This is a genomic window from Promicromonospora sukumoe (genome assembly GCF_014137995.1).
In the GTDB taxonomy this organism is placed as follows: Bacteria; Actinomycetota; Actinomycetes; order Actinomycetales; family Cellulomonadaceae; genus Promicromonospora; species Promicromonospora sukumoe.
Window position 1 is genome coordinate 40,677 of sequence record NZ_JACGWV010000001.1, and the last position, 20,202, is coordinate 60,878.

Annotated in this window: 18 protein-coding genes; 8 read left to right on the top strand and 10 right to left on the bottom strand. The window is 73.1% G+C overall.

Annotated elements, in window-relative coordinates:
• Window positions 1–6 precede the first annotated feature (6 nt).
• From FHX71_RS00205 to FHX71_RS00225, 5 genes are read left to right on the top strand one after another with little or no spacing between them, the layout of a single operon-like run.
• Entirely contained in the window at window positions 7–1,815 is a 1,809-nt protein-coding gene (locus tag FHX71_RS00205) for a peptide ABC transporter substrate-binding protein (protein WP_182613887.1), read from the top strand.
• A gap of 1 nt (window position 1,816) precedes the next feature.
• Entirely contained in the window at window positions 1,817–2,854 is a 1,038-nt protein-coding gene (locus FHX71_RS00210; protein WP_220489365.1) for an ABC transporter permease, read from the top strand.
• The gene (locus FHX71_RS00215; protein WP_182613888.1) at window positions 2,851–3,687 is read left to right on the top strand and encodes an ABC transporter permease; all 837 of its coding nucleotides are present in this window, start codon (window positions 2,851–2,853) and stop codon (window positions 3,685–3,687) included. Before FHX71_RS00210 ends, FHX71_RS00215 begins: the two co-directional genes overlap by 4 nt.
• The gene (locus FHX71_RS00220; protein WP_182613889.1) at window positions 3,684–5,447 is read left to right on the top strand and encodes a dipeptide ABC transporter ATP-binding protein; all 1,764 of its coding nucleotides are present in this window, start codon (window positions 3,684–3,686) and stop codon (window positions 5,445–5,447) included. The genes FHX71_RS00215 and FHX71_RS00220 overlap by 4 nt, the downstream gene beginning before the upstream one ends.
• Complete coding sequence (locus FHX71_RS00225; RefSeq protein WP_182613890.1) at window positions 5,444–6,364, top strand: ROK family protein; 921 nt, start codon at window positions 5,444–5,446, stop codon at window positions 6,362–6,364. The genes FHX71_RS00220 and FHX71_RS00225 overlap by 4 nt, the downstream gene beginning before the upstream one ends.
• 193 nt (window positions 6,365–6,557) lie before the next feature.
• On the opposite strand, the gene FHX71_RS00230 is transcribed toward FHX71_RS00225, so the two are convergent.
• The 3 genes from FHX71_RS00230 to FHX71_RS28925 all read right to left on the bottom strand — a co-directional run bounded on the left by FHX71_RS00230 (window position 6,558) and on the right by FHX71_RS28925 (window position 9,601).
• Entirely contained in the window at window positions 6,558–6,977 is a 420-nt protein-coding gene (locus FHX71_RS00230) for an Hsp20/alpha crystallin family protein (RefSeq protein ID WP_182613891.1), read from the bottom strand.
• Between the two features lie 148 nt (window positions 6,978–7,125).
• Window positions 7,126–8,136, bottom strand: coding sequence for a S66 family peptidase (locus FHX71_RS00235; RefSeq protein WP_182613892.1), 1,011 nt, complete (start codon window positions 8,134–8,136; stop codon window positions 7,126–7,128).
• Between the two features lie 76 nt (window positions 8,137–8,212).
• Complete coding sequence (locus FHX71_RS28925; protein ID WP_182613893.1) at window positions 8,213–9,601, bottom strand: XdhC family protein; 1,389 nt, start codon at window positions 9,599–9,601, stop codon at window positions 8,213–8,215.
• Window positions 9,602–9,738: 137 nt separating this feature from the next.
• Here FHX71_RS28925 and FHX71_RS00245 point away from each other — a divergent pair, with 137 nt between their 5' ends.
• Window positions 9,739–10,227 carry a dsRBD fold-containing protein gene (locus FHX71_RS00245; RefSeq protein ID WP_182613894.1) on the top strand — a complete coding sequence of 163 codons (489 nt, stop codon included), beginning with the start codon at window positions 9,739–9,741 and terminating at the stop codon, window positions 10,225–10,227.
• 6 nt (window positions 10,228–10,233) lie between these two features.
• On the opposite strand, the gene FHX71_RS00250 is transcribed toward FHX71_RS00245, so the two are convergent.
• A complete protein-coding gene (locus tag FHX71_RS00250; protein WP_182613895.1) occupies window positions 10,234–10,872 on the bottom strand; it encodes a hypothetical protein in 639 nt (212 codons plus the stop codon).
• Window positions 10,873–10,949: 77 nt separating this feature from the next.
• On the opposite strand from FHX71_RS00250, the gene FHX71_RS00255 reads away from it, so the two are divergent.
• Together FHX71_RS00255 and FHX71_RS00260 are read left to right on the top strand one after the other, a co-directional pair.
• Entirely contained in the window at window positions 10,950–12,239 is a 1,290-nt protein-coding gene (locus tag FHX71_RS00255) for a molybdopterin molybdotransferase MoeA (protein ID WP_182613896.1), read from the top strand.
• A 47-nt stretch (window positions 12,240–12,286) separates the two neighbouring features.
• Window positions 12,287–12,706, top strand: a complete 420-nt coding sequence (locus FHX71_RS00260) for a molybdenum cofactor biosynthesis protein MoaE (RefSeq protein WP_182618364.1) — start codon at window positions 12,287–12,289, stop codon at window positions 12,704–12,706.
• Here FHX71_RS00260 and FHX71_RS00265 read toward each other — a convergent pair.
• From FHX71_RS00265 to moaA, 6 genes are all read right to left on the bottom strand, one after another.
• Window positions 12,672–14,024: a glycosyltransferase family 4 protein gene (locus tag FHX71_RS00265; RefSeq protein WP_220489367.1), complete on the bottom strand. Its 1,353-nt coding sequence runs from the start codon at window positions 14,022–14,024 to the stop codon at window positions 12,672–12,674. The two genes, FHX71_RS00260 and FHX71_RS00265, sit on opposite strands and share 35 nt — an antisense overlap.
• A gap of 117 nt (window positions 14,025–14,141) precedes the next feature.
• Window positions 14,142–15,524, bottom strand: coding sequence for an ABC transporter substrate-binding protein (locus FHX71_RS00270; protein ID WP_182613897.1), 1,383 nt, complete (start codon window positions 15,522–15,524; stop codon window positions 14,142–14,144).
• A 71-nt stretch (window positions 15,525–15,595) separates the two neighbouring features.
• Complete coding sequence (locus FHX71_RS00275) at window positions 15,596–16,474, bottom strand: carbohydrate ABC transporter permease (RefSeq protein ID WP_182613898.1); 879 nt, start codon at window positions 16,472–16,474, stop codon at window positions 15,596–15,598.
• A complete protein-coding gene (locus FHX71_RS00280; protein ID WP_182613899.1) occupies window positions 16,471–17,460 on the bottom strand; it encodes a carbohydrate ABC transporter permease in 990 nt (329 codons plus the stop codon). Before FHX71_RS00280 ends, FHX71_RS00275 begins: the two co-directional genes overlap by 4 nt.
• Window positions 17,461–17,607: 147 nt before the next feature.
• Window positions 17,608–18,879, bottom strand: coding sequence for an ATP-binding protein (locus FHX71_RS00285; protein WP_182613900.1), 1,272 nt, complete (start codon window positions 18,877–18,879; stop codon window positions 17,608–17,610).
• 96 nt (window positions 18,880–18,975) lie between these two features.
• Window positions 18,976–20,094, bottom strand: a complete 1,119-nt coding sequence (moaA, locus tag FHX71_RS00290) for a GTP 3',8-cyclase MoaA (protein WP_182613901.1) — start codon at window positions 20,092–20,094, stop codon at window positions 18,976–18,978.
• Window positions 20,095–20,202 lie beyond the last annotated feature (108 nt).

Consider the following 20,202-nt stretch of genomic DNA (forward strand, 5'->3'; position numbering starts at 1 on the left):
ACCCAGATGCGCACCACGCATGCCGGACGGGCCGCACGGCTGGCCGTCGGCGCGGCCGCCGCCGTCGCCCTCCTCGCCGGATGCTCGACGTCCTCCGGTGCGGACGAGGCGGCCGCCCGCACGGACGTGAACTACGCCCTGCCCGCCAACGCGACCCCCAACTGGATCGTGCCGCTGGGCATCGCGGGCAAGCTCGCGACCCACAACTCCGCCATCACCCGCACCCTCTGGGAGCCGCTCGTCGCGTACGACGGCTCCGAGGGCGAGATGGGGCGCGTCGCGAGCGCTGATCTCGCCGACGAGATCACCTTCTCCGACGACTCCCGCACCGTGACCATCACGCTCGACGACCGCACCTGGAGCGACGGCGAGCCCGTCACCTCGGCGGACGTGAAGCTCTGGTTCGACCTGGTCAAGGGCAACACCGACGTGTGGGCCAGCTACTCCGAGGGCCGCATGCCCGACAACGTCACCGAGGTGGCGACGCCCGACGAGAAGACCGTCGAGCTCACCTTCGACAAGGTCTACAACCCGGAGTGGCTCCAGGCCTCGCAGCTCACGCTCGTCGTGCCGCTGCCGTCCCACGCCTGGGCCAAGTCCGCCGACGACGAGACGCCCGACCCGGCGCTCGCCGAGACCGAGGACGGCGCCAAGGCGATCTTCGAGTACCTCATCGCGCAGGGCGAGGACCTGGGCACCTACGCCACCAACCCGCTCTGGCAGACCATCAACGGCCCGTACTCGCTGACCGGGTTCACGGACAGCGGCCAGGTCGAGCTGACGAAGAACGAGAAGTACGACGGCGACGACGCCGCCTCGATCGAGACCGTCAACCTGCTCCCGTACACGTCCACCGACGCCGAGGTGAACGCGGTGCGCTCCGGCGCCGTCGACTACGGGTACATCCCGACCACCGGCCTGGACGCGCCCGAGCAGTACGAGTCGCTCGGCTTCGCCGTCGAGCCGTGGGCGGGCTGGTCCATCACGTACCTCCCGTACAACTTCAACCACCCCGAGCTCGGCCCGGTCTACCGCCAGCTCTACGTGCGCCAGGCGCTCCAGCACCTCGTGGACCAGGAGCAGATCTCCGACGTCATCTGGAAGGGCGCCGCCCTGCCCGGCTACGGCCCCGTGCCGCAGAACCCCGAGAGCGACTTCCTCTCCGAGGAGCAGAAGGCCAACCCGTACCCGTTCGACCCGGAGGCCGCGGCCACGCTGCTGGCCGACCACGGCTGGACGGCCGGCTCCGACGGCGTGCTGGAGTGCACCAGCCCCGGGACCGGCGACGACCAGTGCGGCGAGGACGTCGAGAAGGGCCAGCAGCTCGCGATCACCATCCTGGCGCAGAGCGGCTCCGCCGAGACCGACAACATGTTCGCCGAGATCAAGTCGACCTTCGACCAGGCCGGCGTCGCCGTCACCATCGAGTCGGCGCCGCTGAACACCGTGCTCTCCTCCATCGCCCCGTGCACCGCCGACCAGGCGGACTGCGACTGGCAGCTCCCGTTCTTCGGCACCGCCGGGAGCTGGTACTTCGGCGGCTACCCGAGCGGCGAGCGGGTGTTCGGCACCGGCGCCGCCTCGAACTTCGGCTCCTACTCGGACGACGAGCTCGACACCCTCATGCACGACTCCACCGAGAGCACCGACCCGTCGGTCATGCAGGCCTACTCGAAGTACGGCGCCGAGAACCTGCCGGTCATGTGGCTGCCGAACCCCGTCTACCAGGTCTCCGTGATCAAGGAGGGGCTGGAGGGCACCACGCAGGACCCGCTCGCCAGCTTCCACCCGCAGCGCTGGAGCTGGGCCGGCTGACATGACGACAGCCATCCCCGCCCAGAGCGGGGCAGTCGAAGCCGGAGTCGCCGCGCCCCCGCCCGTCCGGGCGGCCCGCGGCGGCTTCGGCCGCTTCCTGATCCGGCGCGTGCTCCAGTCGCTCGTCGTGATCCTCGTGGTCAGCGTGATCGTGTTCGCGCTGCTGCACGCGCTGCCGGGCGGCCCCGCCCGCGGCGTCCTCGGCCAGCAGGCCAGCCCCGAGCAGATCGCCGCGTTCGAGGCCGCCAACGGCCTGGACCAGCCCGTGGTGCTCCAGTACCTGTCGTTCCTGGGGCGCTCGCTGACGGGCGACCTCGGCGACTCGTACCTGCTCAACCAGTCGGTCTCGGACGCCATCGCGCTGCGGCTGCCCAAGACGCTGCTGCTCACCGGGCTCTCCCTGGTCGTCGCGGTGCTCATCGCCGTGCCGGCCGGCGTCTACCAGGCCGTGCGCCGCAACCGCGCCGTCGACTACTGGCTCTCCACGCTGGCGATCGTCGCGTACTCGACCCCCACCTTCTTCCTGGGGATGCTCCTGATCCTGCTGCTCAGCCAGACGGCGGGACTGTTCCCCGCGGCCGCGCCGCAGGGCACCGGGATCGCCGAGGTGCTGGCCCAGCCGGCCGCGCTCGTGCTGCCCGTGCTCACCGGCGCCGTGCCGATCGTCGCGACGTTCAGCCGGTACATGCGGTCCGCCACGCTCGACAACCTGGGCGAGGACTACGTGCGCACCGCGCGCGCCAAGGGCACTGCCTACCGCCGCGTGGTGCTGCGGCACGTGCTGCGCAACTCCCTGACCCCGGTGGTCGCGATGCTCGGTTACTACCTGCCGGTCATGTTCGGCGGCGCGCTCGTGGTCGAACAGCTCTTCAACTACCCCGGCATGGGCCTGCTGTTCTGGAGCGCCGCCCAGAGCAGCGACTTCCCGGTGCTGCTGGGCTGCGTGCTGGTCATCTCGGTCGCCACCGTCGTGGGCTCCCTGGTGGCCGACCTCGTCCAGGCCCTCCTGGACCCGCGCACCCGAGGAGGCCTGCGATGACCGCGCTGCGGAGGTTCGCCCGCAACCGGCTGGCCGTCGTCGGCGCCGTCGCGCTCGCCGTGCTGGTGCTGTTCGTGCTCGTCGGCCCGCTCGTGTACCCCACCGAGCAGGTGGCGACCGACCTCGGCGCCGCCAACCTGCCGCCCGGCACCGACGGGCACCCGCTCGGCACCGACGCGCTCGGCTACGACAACCTGGGCCGGCTGATGATCGCCGGCCGGGTCTCCCTGCTGGTCGGCGTGCTGGCGGGAGCGCTCGCGACCGTTGTCGGCACCCTCTGGGGCGCCGTCGCCGGGTACGTGGGCGGCGTCGTGGACGCCGTCATGATGCGCGTGGTCGACGCCGGGATCGCGATCCCCGCGATCTTCCTGCTGCTCGTGCTGTCGACGATCGTGCGGCCCACGGTCGGCATGATGATCGTGGTGCTGGGCCTGGTGTCCTGGCTGGTCCCGGCCCGGCTGATCCGCGCGGAGGCCCTGTCGGTGCGCACCCGCGACTACGTGGTGGCGGCCCGCGCGATGGGCGCCACGCACCGCCGCACCGTGCTGACGCACGTCATCCCCAACACCGTGGGCACCGTGGTGGTGAACGCGACCTTCCAGGTGGCCGACGCCATCCTGCTGGTCGCCTACATCAGCTTCCTCGGCATGGGCGTCCAGCCGCCCACGACCGACTGGGGCGCGATGCTCAACGACGGCATCAACTACATCTACCAGGGCGCCTGGTGGCTCATCCTGCCGCCGGGCCTGGCGATCGTGATCGTGGTCTGCGCCCTGAACTTCGTGGGCGACGGGCTGCGGGACGTCGTCGACGTGAAGGGGAGGACGGCATGAGCGACGTCGTACTGCGCATCGCGGACCTGAACGTCACCTTCACCACCGACTCGGGCGACGTGCCCGCCGTCCGCGGCATCGACCTGGAGGTGCGGCGCGGGCGCGTGGTCGCGCTGGTGGGCGAGTCCGGCTCGGGCAAGAGCGTCACCTCGCTGTCCGTCCTGGGCCTTCTTCCCGGGACGGCGCGCGTGACCGGTTCGGTCGAGCTGGCCGACGGCGACACCCTGCGCGACGTCGTCACCACGCCCGAGGACCAGCTCGTGGACCTGCGCGGACGCGTGGCCTCCATGGTGTTCCAGGAGCCGATGACGGCGCTCAACCCGACCATGACGCTCGGCGACCAGGTCGCCGAGGCCGTGCTGAACCACGAGCGCGTGCCGCGGGCCGTCGCCCGGGAGCGGGCCGTGGAGCTGCTGCGGTCCGTGGGCATCCCGGAGCCGGAGCGGCGGGCGGGGCAGTACCCGCACGAGCTGTCCGGCGGGCAGCGGCAGCGCGTGGTCATCGCGATCGCGCTGGCGTGCGAGCCGCGGCTGATCGTCGCCGACGAGCCGACGACGGCGCTCGACGTGACCGTGCAGGCCGGCATCCTCGACCTGCTGCGCTCGCTGGTCGCCGAGCGCGAGACGGCGTTGTTGCTGGTCACGCACAACATGGGCGTGGTCGCCGACCTCGCCGACGAGGTGGCCGTGATGAGCGGCGGCCGGATCGTGGAGCACGGGCTCGTGGACCAGGTGCTGCTCGAACCGGCGCACGCGTACACGCGGGCCCTGCTGGACGCCGTGCCGGAGCCGCCGCCGGCGAGCTCGACGACGGCCTCTCGCCGGTCGAGCTTGTCGAGACCTGGTTCGACGGGCGCGGAGGTCTCGACAGGCTCGACCGCCGGTGGGGACGACGCGCGCGAGGTCGTGCTCGACCTGCGCGGCGTCAGCCTCGACTACCGGGTGCAGGGCCGGCACGTCCGCGCCGTCGAGCGCCTCGACCTGACCGTCCGGGCCGGCGAGATGCTGGGCCTGGTCGGCGAGTCCGGCTCGGGCAAGTCGACGGCGGGGCGGGCCTGCCTGGGCCTGCTGACGCCGTCCGAGGGCGAGGTGCTGCTGCTCGGGACGTCCGTCGCCCGGGCGCGCGGCCGGGCCCGGCGGCGCCTGCTGGCCGACGTCGGCGTCGTTTTCCAGGACCCGGGCGGGTCGCTGGACCCGCGCCGGCTCGTGGGCGAGTCGATCGCCGAGCCCCTGGCGATCCACGGCCGGGACGGGCGGCGCCTGACGGCGGCCGAGAAGCGGGCGCGGGTGCGCGAGCTGCTCGACGCCGTCCGGCTGCCGGCCGGGGCCGAGCGGCGCTACCCGCACGAGTTCTCCGGCGGGCAGCGCCAGCGGATCGGGCTGGCGCGTGCGCTCGCGCTGCGCCCGCGCCTGCTGGTGGCCGACGAGCCGACCAGCGCGCTCGACGTGTCCGTGCAGGCCGAGGTGCTGCAGGTGCTGCGCGACCTGCACGCGGAGCTCGGGTTCGGCTGCCTGTTCATCAGCCACGACCTGGGCGTGGTGCACGAGCTGACCGACCGCGTGGCCGTGCTGCGGTCGGGCCGTCTCGTGGAGAGCGGCGCGACGGCGGACGTGTTCAGCGCGCCGCGCGAGCTCTACACCGCCGAGCTGCTCGCCTCCGTGCCGGCGCCCGACCCGGTGGCGCAGCGGGAACGGCGCGAGGCCCGGCTGCGGCTGGCCTCCGGCGAGGACGTCGCCCCGGCCCCCGGTGCCGCCCGATGACCGACCGGCCCACGGCCGGCGTCGACATCGGGGGCACCAAGATCAAGGCAGCCGTCGTCACGCCCGACGGCGCGGTGCTCGCCTCGGCGACCGCGCCCACGCCGCCGGGCGGCGCGGCGATGCTCGACGTCGCGGCGGAGCTGGTCGCGCGCGCGACGGCGTCGGCGGGTGTGCCGGTGGCCGCCGTCGGCGTGGGCGCGGCCGGCGTCGTCGACCCGGTGACGGGCGAGGTGCTCGCCGCGAGCGACACCTTCGTCGACTGGGTGGGCACCGACCTGAGCGCCGGGCTCGCCGCCCGGACGGGGCTGCCCGTGACCGTGGCGAACGACGTCGACTCGTTCCTTGTGGGCGAGGCGACCTGGGGCGCCGTCCGGGGCGCCCGGTCGGCGGCGGGGATCGCGCTCGGGACCGGCGTCGGGGGAGCGCTGTGGCTGGACGGCGCGCTCTACCGCGGCGCGGGCGCGGCCGGCGAGATCGGTCACATGCCGGGGTTCGGCGACGCGCGGTGCACCTGCGGGCAGCGGGGGCACCTGGAGACGCTGGCGTCGGGGCGGTCGGTGGAGCGCCGGTACGCGGAGGTGCTGGGCGGCGTTGGCTTGGGCGATGCCGGTCCGGCCGCTGTCGGGGCCGCGGAGATCGAGTCCCGTGCTCGCGTCGGGGACGACGCCGCGCTGCGAGTGCTCGCCGACGCCGGCCGCGCCGTCGGGTCGGCGGTGCTGGTGCTCGCGGCGCTGCTCGACGTCGGGCACGTGGTGGTGGGCGGCGGGCTCGCCCGCGCCTGGGACCTGCTGGAACCCGCGATCCGGGCCCGGCTGGACGACGAGCCCCCGGTCTCGGGCCACCGCATCGAGGTGCGCCAGGCGGTCCTGGGCGGCGACGCGACGGTCATCGGAGCGGCGGCCCTGGCCCGGCCCTAGTGGGGTGGGCGGCTGCCGCAGATGAGATCGGTCGGTTGCTTTGAGACCGGTCCATTGATGGACCGGTCTCAAGACAAGGGACCGAGCTCGCTGAGTTCGGTCCCTTGCCTGGTCCCCACACTGCCCGCACACGCGGACGGCGCCCGGCCGCTGGGAGCGGTCGGGCGCCGTCGTGGTGGCCGCCTGAGGGGAATCAGGCGGCGGTGGTGACCTCGATGCGCTGCGGCGTCGTGCCGGCGAAGACGCCCGGCACGGTGACCGTCAGGACGCCCGCGTCGTAGGACGCGGTCACGACGTCGCCGTCCACGGACTTCGGCAGCGTGACGACGCGGCGGAAGGAGCCGAAGCGGACCTCCGAGATGCGGCGGCCCTCGGACTCCTCCGAGCGCTGGTCCTTGCGCTCGCCACGGATGACGAGCTTGCGGCCCTCGACCTCGACGGTGATGTCGTCGGCCGGGTTCACGCCCGGGAGGTCGAGGCGGGCGACGAGGTCCTCGCCCTCACGGTAGACGTCGGCCGCGGGCACGACGCCCTCGGAGACGCCGAGCTGCTGGCTCCACGGCTCGCGGAGCCAGGTGCCGGCGAACGGGGAACGGGTAAGAACGGTGGTCATGGTGTCCTCCTCGGGCGGGGTCTGATGACGGGTACAACCTGAGTCGACCCGACTCAATTTCCGGGTTCGCCGACGGCGGACGCCACCCCTCCCGCACCCCGTGTCAGACGTACAGGTCACCCGGGGGACCTGTACGTCTGACACGTGGTCAGTGGCGGGTGATCGTCAGGCTCGCGCGCGTGCCGTCGTCGTCCGGCCCGACGGCGAGGTCCGCCGTGCCGCCGACCGGGAACGTGAGCAGCGGGCTCGTGTGCCCGAAGTCCACACCCGCGAGCACCGGCTTGCCGGCCAGCGCGGGCTGCCGCGCGACGATCTCGTCGAGCGCCTCCCACGTCACGGCGGAGGCCTCCTGGAACCGGCCGAGCACCAGCCCGGTCACGCCGTCGGCGCCGGGCTGCTGGAGCAGGGACGTCAGGTTCCGGGCGAACGCCACGGTGTTCGACTCGAAGTCGTCCTCGACGAAGAGGAGCGCGCCGTCGAGCGACGGCATGTTCGCCGTGCCCTGGAGCAGGTTGAGCGTGCAGAGGTTGCCGCCGACGATCCGGCCCGAGGCCTGCCCCGGGCGCAGCGACCGCCAGCCCGCGTTGGGGACGGGGGTGCGGGTGTCCTGGTCGGCGAACCAGGCGTCGTCGGTCCAGGCGGCGGAGGGTTCGACGACGATCGGGTCCTCGGTGGTCACGGCGGCGCGGAACCAGTCGCCGGTGGGCTCGAAGTGGTCGCGCATGCCCCAGCTCGACCAGTGCGGGCCGGAGTAGGTGATCAGGCCGGTGCGGGCGAGGATCGCGTTCTGCAGCGCGGTGATGTCCGAGTAGCCGCAGAACACCTTGGGGTGCGCGGCGATCAGGTCGAAGTCCAGGTGGGGGAGCAGTTCGTTGCTGTTGAACCCGCCGATGACCGTGAGGATGCCGGCCACGGACGGGTCGGCGAACGCGGCGTGCAGGTCGGCGACCCGGTGCTCGATCGAGGCGCTGCGGAACTGGTCGTCCTCGTCCACGTGCTCGCCGAACGTCAGCGTGAGCCCCATCGCGGCGAACCGCTCGTCGATCCAGCGGGTGTTGTCGTGCTCCATGATCATGGCCCGCGAGCGGGCGGGGGCGACGACGCGGACGGTGTCGCCGGAGCGGAGCCGGGGCGGGACGATGGTTGCGTGCGCTGACATGCCCGCAGCCTAGGACGGCGCCGCCGCCGTCGGCCCGGGATTTCCGCCGGGCGCCGTACGTGCGGCTGCTACCGGCTCAGCCGTGGATCGGGCCGTTCGTCTCGCTCAGGGGGCGGGTCGAGGCACCCGAGCGGGCCGCGATCATCTCCGCGGCGATCGACACCGCGGTCTCGTCCGGGGTGCGCGCGCCCAGGTCCAGGCCGATCGGGCTGCGCAGCCGGGCCAGCGCGGCGGGCGGGACGCCGTCCTCGATCAGGCGGGCCTCCCGCTCGGCATGCGCGCGGCGCGAACCCATGGCGCCCACGTAGGTGCCGGACGGCAGGCCGGTGAGCGCCGTGTGCAGCAGGGGCACGTCGAACTTGGGGTCGTGGGTCAGCACGCACACGGCGTCGCGGGCCGAGACGCGGCCCGCGTCGATCTCGGCGGCCAGGTATCGGTGCGGCCACTCGGTCACCACCTCGTCGGCCTCCGGGAAGCGGGCCGACGTCGCGAACACCGGCCGGGCGTCGCACACCGTGACCCGGTACCCGAGCAGCCGCCCGGCTCGGGCCAGCGCGGCGGCGAAGTCGATCGCGCCGAACACCAGCAGCCGCGGTGGCGGCGCGAAGACCTGCAGGAACACCCGAGTGCCCGTGCCGGTGCGCTCACCGTGCGGGCCGTACTCCCGGACGGCGGACACCCCCGCGGCGAGCTGCCCGACGGCATCCGCGGTCACCGCCGCGTCCAGCCCAAGGTCCCCGAGCGTGGGCGCGGGGTCGGCCGGCCGTGTCGGTTCGTCCGGCGGCATCTGCCGGGTCGGCTCGTCCGACGTCGTCCGCACGGTCGGTTCGTCCGACGGCGTCGGCGCGCCGGGGCCGTCGGCCGCAAGGACCCCGCCCGCGTCCGCGGGGACGACCAGGTGCCGGCCCAGCGGCCCGCCTGCACGGCCGGCGTCGACGGTCCTGCCCGCGCTGCCGCCATCCGCCCCGACGACCGTCGCGAGACACACCCCCGACGGCGCCCCGCCGCCGTCGGGCGACGGTGCACCCGGCACCCAGCCGCTGTCAGACACCCGGCCGCCGCCGGACACCCGGCCGCCCGGCGCCCCGCCGTCGTCGGACACTCCGCCGCCCATCACCTGCGTGGCGAACGACTCGAAGCCCGGCCACGCCTCCCGCGACAGCGGGACGACGAGGATCTCGATGGTCCCGCCGCAGGTCAGGCCGACGTCGAAGGCGTCGTCGTCGGTGACGCCGTAGCGCGCCAGCACGGGGGCGCCGGTCTCGGCGACCTCCAGGCAGAGGTCGTACACGGCGCCCTCGACGCACCCGCCGGACACCGAGCCGATCACCTCGCCGCCCGGCCCGACGGCCAGCGCGGCCCCGGGCTCGCGCGGCGCGGACCGGAACGTGCGCACCACCGTGGCGACGGCCGCGCGGTCCCCGGCGCGCCACCAGCCCAGCAGCTCCGGCAGCAGATCCCGCACCCCGGCTCCTTCCCTCGCACTGTCAGGTTCTCACGCCCGTGTCACGGGCAGGGGTCGGCCAGGTGACGACTACGTCTGACATGTCGCGGCGTTCGGGGCGATGATGGAAGGGATCGCAACGACGCGAGGAGGACCCCATGAAAGCAGCAGTGGGCGACCGGATCGTCACCGCTTCCGGAGTGGTCGGTGGCGCGGTGCGGGACGGCGTGGTGACGGAGTGCCCCCATGGCGACGGGTCGCCGCCGTACCGGGTGCGCTGGTCCGACACGGGCGAGGAGACCCTCGTCTACCCCGGCGGGGACACCTACGTGGACGCGCAGGTCGAGGCCGGCTCGGGCGCCTGGGCGGAGGCGCGGCGGGGCCGCGCGCTCACCTGGGACGTGCGGATCACCGTGGTCGAGGCCGCGGGCAGCACGACGGCGGAGGCCACCGTGATGAACGGCCCGCCGGACGCCCTGCGCGGCGTCGGGCACGCCAGGAAGTCGCCGGACGACGACGAGGTGCCGCTGATCGGCGACGAGATCGCGGCCGGGCGCGCGCTGCGGCGGCTCGCCGACCGCCTCCTCGCCGTGGCCGAGGCCGACGTCTCCGCGGCGGTCGGGCACAAGGCGCACCTGCATCGCTGACCCGCCTCAGGCCAGGATGCCCGACGCGTCCAGCGCCGCGCGGACCTCCGGGTCGAGCCACGGCTCGACGCCCGCCCACGTGGCGCGCCACGAGACGCCGGTGATCTCGGTGCCGTCGGTGAACCGCTCGATGTAGTCGGCCTGGAGCACGCCGTCCTCGTCGCACCAGAACGCGTTGGCGGGGCTGCCGTCCAGGAGCTGGTCGATGCGCATCGCGGACGTCGAGACGCCGTCGGGCAGCACGAGCGGCTGGGTGTCCGTGCGCACCAGCAGCGCGTGCTGCGTGCGCGCGGGGTCGGTGTCGTCGAGCTGGGTGTACTCGACCCACGAGCCGACCGTCGCGAGCTCCAGGACCAGCAGGTACCGCGCGAACGAGGGGACGCCGTCCCCGACCCCGGGCAGCAGGTCCGCGCGCTCGAACGTGACGTCCACACCGCCCGGCTCGCGCTGGTGGGACCAGCGCACCCAGTGCCGCACGTCGCCGTCGTACTCGACGCGGTGCCGCGCCCGCAGCACGACGTCGGGCCAGGGGCGCATGGCCAGCACCGACTCGAGGACCCGCAGCCCGTCCTCGGTCCTGGACATCCGGCGCACCAGCGCGCCGTCCGGGGTGGTCCCGTTGTTGCTCAGGGCCTGGATGTACATGGCCGATCCTCCCGTGCGGCGAGGTCCCGGCGCCAGCGTAACCAGGAGCGGAAGCGCTCGCCGGGTAGGTTGCGGACATGAGCGAGCGTGTGGACGTGGAACAGCACCGGGCCGACGTCGTGGAGCTTCTCGCGGGGCTCGCGGACCGCCCCGTGGAGGAGGCCGCCCTCGACCAAGGGGTGCTCGGCCGCGTGCTGGCGCGCGACGTCGTCGCCGCCGGACCCCTGCCCCGGTTCCGCAACTCGCAGATGGACGGCTTCGCCGTGCGCGCCGCCGACGTCGCCGCGGCGGCGCCCGGATCGCCGGTCACCCTGCCCGTCGTGGCCGACGTCGCCGCCGCACCCGGCGACCCGGCCCCGCTCGCGCCCGGCACGGCGGTCCGCATCATGACCGGCGCGCCCGTCCCCGAGGGCGCCGACGCCGTGGTCCCCGTCGAGGACACCGACCACGTGACGTTCAACCGCGGCGCGGCGAGCCCGGCAGCACCGGCGGACCCGTGGCCGGAGCAGGTCGCCGTGGCGCGCGGCCGCGCTTCCGGCGAGTTCGTCCGGGAGCCCGGGTCCGACGTCGCCGCCGGCACCGTCGTCCTCCCCGCCGGCACCGTCCTGGCGCCCCACCACGTCGCGGCCGCCGCGGCGTGCGGCGTCGCCCGGATCGCGCTCCTCGCCCCGGTCACGGTGGCGGTCGTCTCCACGGGCAGCGAGCTCGTCGGGCCGGGCACCGAGCCGGGGCCGGGCCAGATCTTCGACGCCAACGGCCCGGCGCTCGCCGCCGCCGTCGAGGCGGCCGGCGGGCGGGTCGGCCTGCGCCTGTCCCTGCCCGACGACCCGGGGGCGGTGCGCGCCGGCCTGGCCCGCGCGGCCGCGGACTGCGACCTGGTGCTCACGACGGGCGGCGTCAGCCAGGGCGCCTACGAGGTGGTCAAGGACGCCCTGCCGGAGGTCGTCTTCCGGTCCGTCGCCATGCAGCCGGGCGGCCCCCAGGGGTTCGGCCGGGTCGACGGCACTCCCGTGCTCACCTTCCCGGGCAACCCCGTCAGCGCCCAGGTCTCGTTCGTGGTCTTCCTCCGGGACGTGCTGCGGCGGGCCGGCGGGCTGCCGCCGGTGGAGCGGGTGACCGCCGTGCTCGACGGCGCCGTCGGGTCCCCGGCCGTCGCCTCGCCCGCCGGGAAGCGGCAGCTCCTGCGGGGCCGCTGGGTGCGGGACGCCGGGGGACCGGCATCGGCACCGGCCCCGCGCGTCGCCGTCGTCGGCGGGCCTGGTTCGCACCTCGTGGCGTCGATGGCGGCCGCGGACGTGCTGATCGACGTGCCCGCGGCCGCGACTACGCTCGAACCGGGTGCCGAGGTGGCCGTGTGGCCGCTGTGACGTCGCACCCGAGCGAGAGCGCACCCGAGCGAGAGGGACCGGTGACCATGGACGAGGTCGTGCGCGTGACGGACGAGGTGCTCGACGACGCCGTCGGACGGGCCGTCGAGGCGGCCGTGGCCGCGCCCGAGTGCGGCGCGGTGGTCACGTTCCGTGGCGTCGTCCGGGACGACGACGGGGGCCGCGACGTGACCAGCCTCGACTACGAGGCGCACCCCGACGCGACCGTCGTCCTACAAAAAGTGTGCCAGGCGGTGAGCGCCGAGACAGGCCTGCGCGTCGCCGCGACGCACCGCTACGGGCACCTCGTGGTGGGGGACGTCGCGCTGGTGGCGTCGGCGTCGGCCGGGCACCGCAAGGAGGCCTTCGAGGCGTGCTCCCTGCTGGTGGAGCGCATCAAGGCCGAGGTGCCGATCTGGAAGAAGCAGCAGTTCACGGACGGGGAGTCCGAGTGGGTCGGTCTGTGACGATCCGCCGCACCCGGGTCACGGCCCGGCCGACCGTGCGCGGGATGCTGGCCGGGAGCAGGTCGGGCAGCCGGCTGACGCGGCCCGGCAGCGTGAGGCTCGGCAGACTGGGCAGGCTCGGCAGGTGCAGGCTCGGCCGGGACAGGTTGGGCAGGGTGAGGCTGGGCATCGTCAGGGTCGGCATGCTCAGCCCGGACAGGCCGAGGTTCGGCAGCCGCTGCATCCCGCGCACCCAGATGCGCTCCCGCACCGGCGGGGGCGGCACGTCGAGCCGGTCGTAGAACGCCTCCGCGCAGGCCCGCCACGAGAACAGCTCCGCGTACCGGCGGGTCTCCTCGCGGGAGCAGGCCAGCGCGGCGAGGCAGGCGGCTCGCAGGTCGTCGTCGACGGCGCCCGCGCCGGAGCCCGGGATCAGGTCGCGGGGACCCGGCGCGTCGAAGCCTGCGACGGGCGTGCCCGACGCCATGGCCTCCAGGATGACCAGGCCGAACGTGTCGGTGCGGCTCGGGAAGACGAGCACGTCGGCGTCCGCGAAGTGCTGGGCCAGGTCGTCGCCCGAGCGGCGGCCCAGGAAGTGCGCGCCGGGGTGGGCAGCCTCCAGCTCGGCGCGGGCCGGGCCGTCGCCCACCACCACCTTCGAGCCGGGCAGGTCCAGGTCGAGGAACGCCTCGACGTTCTTCTCCACGGCCAGCCGCCCCACGTACAGGAACACGGGCCCGGGCAGGTCGCGGTAGACGCCGTTCCCGGTCGCCCCGCTCCCCGTGGCGGCTGCCCGACGGCGGGGGTGGAACTGCTCGGTGTCCACGCCGAGGCTCCACGGCGTCACGTTCCGGATGCGCCACTGGGTGAGCTGCTCGCGCATGGTCGGCGTCGCCACCAGCACCGCGCCTGACTTGTCGTGGAACTTGCGCACGTAGCGGTACCCCGCCCACAGCGGGATCCACGACCAGCGCGCGCTCACGTACTCCGGGAACTGCGTGTGGTAGCTGGACGTGAACGGGAAGCCGAAGTGGTCGCAGACGGCGCGCGCGTACCAGCCGAGCGGGCCCTCCGTGGCGATGTGCACGGCGTCGGGCGCGAACTCCAGGAACCGCCGCTCCACGTCGTCGCGGGCCATGATCGGCACGCGGATCTCGGAGTAGCTGATCAGGGGGATCGTCCGGTAGCCGTCCCACGGCGTGACCACCTCGACGGCGCACCCCATGCGGCGCAGCTCGGCCACGGTGCGCGAGAGCGCCGTGGCGACACCGTTCACCTGGGGTTCCCAGGCGTCGGTGACGATCATGATGCGGTGCGGCCGATCGGTCGCTGTAGGCACGGCGCGATTCAACCACGTTCCGGGGTCGTCCCGTGCGCGGCCGTGGTCGAACCGGGCGCGGCGAGGCCCGCCACGGGCGCCGGGGCGGCGTGGCGGGCCTCGTCGTCGTCGGGCACGTCAGTCCTGGGGGTCCAGGTACGGCTCGACGTTCTCGGTGTACGCGGTCTCGATGCGCGGTGTGACCGACTCGAACGCCGTCGCCGGGTCGGCGCCCTCGATGATGATCTGCTCCAGGGCGTCGTTGAGCAGGGCGTCGGCGCCGGGCACGAAGACGCGGACGTCGTCCTGCACGCGGGCCTTGTCGGCGAGCTGGTCCACCGCGGTGCGGAACTGCGGCGTCTCCTCGTAGGTCGCCTTCATCGTGTCGCTCTCCACGGCGGAGGTGCGCACGGGCATGTAGCCGGTGGCCTGCGAGAACGTGGCGGTGTTCTCGGTGTCCGTCAGGAACTCCAGGAACATCGCCGCCGCGAGCTGCTCCTCCGGCGTCTTGGACGACGGGATGGCCAGGCCGGTGCCGCCGGTCGGGGTGCCGCCGCCCTGGGGGCCGTCGGGCAGGTAGGCCGTGCCGACCTCGAACTTCGCGGCGTCGAGCGCGCCCTTGAGCGAGCCCGTCGAGCCGATGGTGGAGGCGATGAGGCCCGACGAGAAGTCGGCCATCGCGTCGTCCGCGGACAGGGTCGCCACGCCGGACTCGTGGAAGAGGTCGTGCACGAACTGGCCGCCCGCGACCGCCTCGGGGGTGTCGAGCGTCAGGTCGAAGCCGTCCGAGTAGGCGCCGCCCTGGCCCCAGATCATGTTCTCGAACCACCAGGCGCCCCACGACGGGCCGGTCGACAGGCCGAACGTGGAGCCCTTCTCCGGGACCTCCTGCTTGAGGGAGGCGTCCCACTCCTCCAGCTCGGCCCAGGTCTCCGGGCCGCGGTCGGGGAGGCCGGCGGACTCCCAGAGGTCCTTGTTGTAGTAGAACAGCGGCGTCGAGCGGGCGTACGGCACGGCCCAGTGCTGGTCGTCGTACTCGTAGTCGGAGTACAGCGCCGGCTGGAAGTCGGCGGCGTCGGCGTCGAGGAACTCCATGACGTCGTCGACCGGCATGATCTGGTCGTTCAGGTGGTAGCGGAACCACCACACGTCGGACGCGATGACCAGGTCGGGCAGCTCGTCGGTCTGCGACGCGGCCTGGAAGCGCTGGGCGACCTCGTCGTAGTCGGCGCCGGCGGTCACCAGCTTCACCTCGATGCCGGTCTCGGCGGTGAAGTCGTCGATGAGCTGCTGCTCGACCTCCTGGGACGCACCCGGGTGGTTGCTCCACCAGGTGATCTCCTTCGCCGGCTCGACCTGCGACCAGTCGACGGCCTCGGTGGTCGCGTCGTCGGAGCCGCCGGTCGCGCCGACGCTCGGGCCGGCGCAGCCGGCGGCGGTCAGGGCGGTGAGCGCGGCGAGCGCGGTGACGACGGCGGCGCGGGGGCGCCGGACGGCCCTGCGGGCAGGACGGTGGGACACGGGGTGCTCCTTGGTTCTCGTGCTGGGGACGCACCCGGGTCCGGGTGCTGGGGAGGGGGAAGAGAGGGGGCTCAGCCGGTGACGGCGCCCGCGGTGAGGCCGGCGACGAGCCGGCGCTGCAGGACCAGGAAGACGAGCAGGATGGGCAGGGTGACCACGACCGTGGCGGCGAGCAGCACGCCCCAGTTGGTCATCCCGTCGGTGTTCTGCAGCAGGGTGAGCCCCACGGGCAGCGTCATCTTCGAGGGGTCGTCGACCACGAGGAACGGCCAGAGGTAGTCGTTCCACTCGGTCACGACGGAGACCAGGGCGACGGCGGCGAGCGTCGGCGTGCTCATCGGCACGACGAACCGCCACAGCTTGCGCCAGTGCCCCGCGCCGTCGAGCTCGGCCGCCTCCAGGACGGACCGCGGCAGTGTCAGGAAGTGCTGGCGGAACAGGAACGTGCCGAACGCGCTGGCCAGGCCCGGCACGAGGATGCCCTGGTAGGTGTTGAGCCAGCCGAGGCTCGCCACCAGCGTGTAGTTGGGGATGATCGTGATCTGCGGCGGGATCATCAGCGTGGCGATGACCAGCCCGAACACGAGCTTGCGGAACGGGAAGTCGAGGAAGACGAGCGCGTACGCGCAGCACAGGCCGAGGGCGACCTTGAGGCCCGCGCCGACGATCGTCAGGCCGATGCTGTTCACGAGCAGCCGGCCGAGCGGGATGGCGCCCGCGGCCTGCGCGTAGTTGTCGAGGTCGGGCTGGGCCGGGAACCACTGGAGCGGGAGCGTGTAGAGCTCGTCGGGCGCCTTGAGGCTGGCCAGGGCCATCCACAGCAGCGGCGCGCCGAGCACGATCGTCGCGAGGATCATCGTGACGTAGGAGCCGACCTGGGGACGGGGGCGCCGTCGTCGGGCCGGGGCGGTGGCCGGCGTAGCCGGGCGGAGGAGCGTGGCGGCGGTCATGCGTAGTGCACCTTCTGCTGGACGAACCGCAGCTGCACGGCGGTGACGGCCAGCAGCACGAGGAACAGGACGGTGGCGACGGCGGACGCGTAGCCCGCGCGGCCGTTGACGAAGCTCTCCACGTAGATCGAGTACATGAGCGTCGTGGTGGACCCGAGGGGGCCGCCCTGCGTCATCGCCTTGATCGTGTCGAACGACTGCAGGGAGCTGAGCAGCATCGTCACGAGCAGGAAGAACGTGGTGGGCGTGAGCAGCGGCAGCACCACCGAGCGCAGCGTGCGGGCGGCGGACGCCCCGTCGATGGCGGCGGCGTCCTTGAGGTCCTGCGGCACGGCCTGCAGACCCGCCAGGTAGATCAGGGCGACGTACCCGAGGTTCTTCCACAGGTAGACGACGATCACCATGACCAGCGGCCACGGGCGGCTCGTGTACCAGTCGGGTGAGTCGAGGCCCACCCAGCCGAGCAGCTCCTGGATCAGGCCGTAGCGCGGGTCGAACATGAACAGCCAGAGGATGCCGACGGCGAACCCACCCAGCACGTACGGCGCGAAGGCGACCGTGCGGGCGATGCCGCGGCCCCGGAGCTTCTTGTCCAGGAGCAGGGCCAGGCCGAGGCCCAGGACCATCGCGCCGCCTACGGTCGCGACCGTGAAGACCACCGTCGTGGTGACGATCCGGCCGGTGGTCGGCGCCGTGAACCACTCGACGTAGTTGCCGAGCCCCACGAACCGCGCGGTCGGGGAGCCGAGGTTCCACTGCAGGGTCGACAGGTACAGGCTCTCGACGAGCGGCCGGTAGACGAAGACCAGCAGGAGGGCGATGTTGGGGCCGGCCAGCAGCAGCGCCCAGATCAGGGCGGTGCGCCGGCGGCCGGCCGCGAGGCGGCCACGGCGCGGGCGCTGAGGTGCTGTGCGCTCGGGGGCCGCGGAGGCGGCCGGCGGGGCGCCGGGGTCCTCCGGCGCCCGTGGCGTCGCGATGGTGGTCACGTGCCGGGAGCCTAAGAAGGCCGGTGGGCGTTATGCGGCTTTTTGCCGTCGGTGCGAGCGAGGCTTCCGGCAACGTACACGCGGCCGTCTCCCGGGGGTCACCTGGGACGACAGGAGGTCACGTGCCGGTCATGTGGTGCTTGTGGCTCAGGGGCCGAGCAGCGCAAGCGGGACGACGGCGACGCCGTCAGGCCGCCGGTATGCGAACTCGCCCGTCGTGACGACAACTCGATCGGCCATTCGGTCGCCGATCTGGTCGTGAAGCCAGTTGAGGTGGCGCACGTCCTTGTCGGTGACGGTCGCGGCGAGCTTGACCTCGACGCCGACGACCTTCCTGTCCTCGCCTTCGACGATCAGGTCCACTTCGTGGTCGGTGTTCTTGGTGCGAAGGTGGCCGACCTCGGCGTCGAAGGCTCCCGCATAGACGCGCACGCTCTGTGCGGTGAGCGACTCGAAAAGCGCTCCGAGCCACGTGCCGGTCTGTGCTGAGACGCGGGTGCCTTCGCCGCGGAGCAGGCCGGGCTTGCCGATCCCGACAAGGCGAGCCGCGATCGCAGGGTCGACGAGGTGGTGCTTAGGGGCGTGCGTGAGGCGTTTGAGAGTGTTGAATGTGGGTATCCAAGCGGGAATGGGATCCAGGACAAAGATGCGCTGGAGATGCTCGCGGTAGGAGTCGGACGTCGCCCGAGTGGGTTTGTCGTCGTCTCCGGCTGTGGCTGCGTCGAGGATCGTGCTGTACGAGGCGTCAGTGGCTGTCGCGGCACCGTATGCGGCGAGCCAGGATCGGAGTGCATTCGGCCGCCGGACGGTGATCCCGTTCTCAGGCAGCTCTCGTTCAGCGATTCGTGCCACATAGCTGTCCAGCTGGACCCTTCGGGCGCGCTCGGGGAGGTCTCGGATGCCGGGGAAGCCTGACCGGAGAATCTCATCGGCATATGTCTGTAGGTCAATGGTGGTTCGACCACTGATTTCCGACTGCTCACCCCGGAGCAACGCCCCGAGTGAAACGGTCGGTTCGTCGATACCGCGTTCCGCGAATGCGAGAGGGCGCATCGGGAAGCTGACGATTCGCCCGGCGCCTGAATGAATGCGTACTCCGGGTGGGACGCTGGCTGACCCGGCCAGGAGGAACTGCCCACCCTTGCTGTTGTCGTCGACGGCTCGGCGCACGCGGTCCCATACGGACGGCTCCAGCTGCCACTCATCGATCAGGACTGGCGGCGGTGCCTGGACCACGTAGTCGGGATTGCCTGCGAGCACCTCGCGTTGGCGAGGCTCGTTGAGCGTCAGAACCGTCGCTGCTCGTTGGCTTGCAGTGGCCGTTTTTCCCACGCCCTTGGCGCCCTCCAGAGCGATTGCCGCCAGGTGGGGGAAGAGGTCGTCCAGGACGTCGTCAACGATCCGGCGCTGGTATGCCATGCGCTCAACCTAGCAGTTGGACGGCTTCCTGTTAGGCATCTCGACGAGTCTCTACTATGCAAACGGACGAGCTCCTACCAGACATCTCGACGAGTCTCAGCCGCCGATGGCGCCCATGCTGCGCTCGGTCTCGGCGAACGCGTCGGCCGCGAGCTCGACGGCGTCGCTGCCGTGGGCGCGGGGCTTGGCCCACATGGCGGCCCGCCACGCGTCGCCCACCTCGTCGTCCGTCGCGCCGGAGCGGAGCAGGGACTTGAGGTCCGTCTCCTCGTTGCCGAACAGGCACGAGCGCACCGTGCCCTCGGCGGTCAGCCGGGTGCGGTCGCAGGCCCCGCAGAACGAGCGGGTCACCGACGCGATGATCCCGACGGTCGCGGGGCCGTCGTCGATCAGCCACTCCTCCGCCGGCGCGGACGGGTCCTCGCGGTCCGCGGGGGTCAGCGTGAACCGCTCGCGCAGCACGCCCAGCAGGTCGTCCGCGCTGACGACGTCGTCGCGCGTCCAGCGCCCGTCGGCGTCGAGCGGCATCTCCTCGATGAACCGGAGCCGGCAGCCGTGCTCCACGGACCAGGCGAGCAGGTCGGCGGCGCCCGCCAGCGTCTCGGGCAGCAGCACCGCGTTGATCTTGACGGGCGCCAGTCCCGCGGCGAGCGCCGCCCGGATGCCGGTGAGCACGTCGTCGAGGCGGTCGCGCCGGGTCAGGGTCGCGAAGGCCTCACGGTCGACGGTGTCGAGGGAGACGTTGACGCGGTCGAGCCCGGCGGCGACGAGCGCCTTCGCGCGCTTGTCGAGCCCGAGGGCGTTGGAGGTGATGGCGATGCGGACGTGCTCGTCGGAGCCGAGGGCGCGCATCGCGTCGTCGGCCGCCGTGCGGGCGGAGCCGATGATCTGCTCCAGGTCGCGCCGCATGAGGGGCTCGCCGCCGGTGAACCGGATGTCGCGGATGCCGAGGTCGTGCACGCCGATCGAGACGAGGCGGCCGATCTCGTCCGGCGTCATGAGCTCGTCCTTCGGCACGAGCGGCAGGCCCTCGGCGGGCATGCAGTAGGTGCAGCGCAGGGAGCACGCGGTGGTGATCGACACCCGCAGGTCGCGCGCGACCCGCCCGTACCGGTCGACCAGCAGCGGCGTTTCGGGGCGCGCCCGGCCTGCCGGGGTGGCGGCCCGCCGGGGCACGCCGCGGACCGACGGGATCCCGAGAGTCACAGCGCTCATCCCTCGAGACTAGACGCTTCCTGTGGACACCCGGTCCCGAGCCCGGCTAACGTTCCCGCCATGACGTCGCTCCTGATCTGCCTGGACTGGTGGCCCGCCGACTAGGCG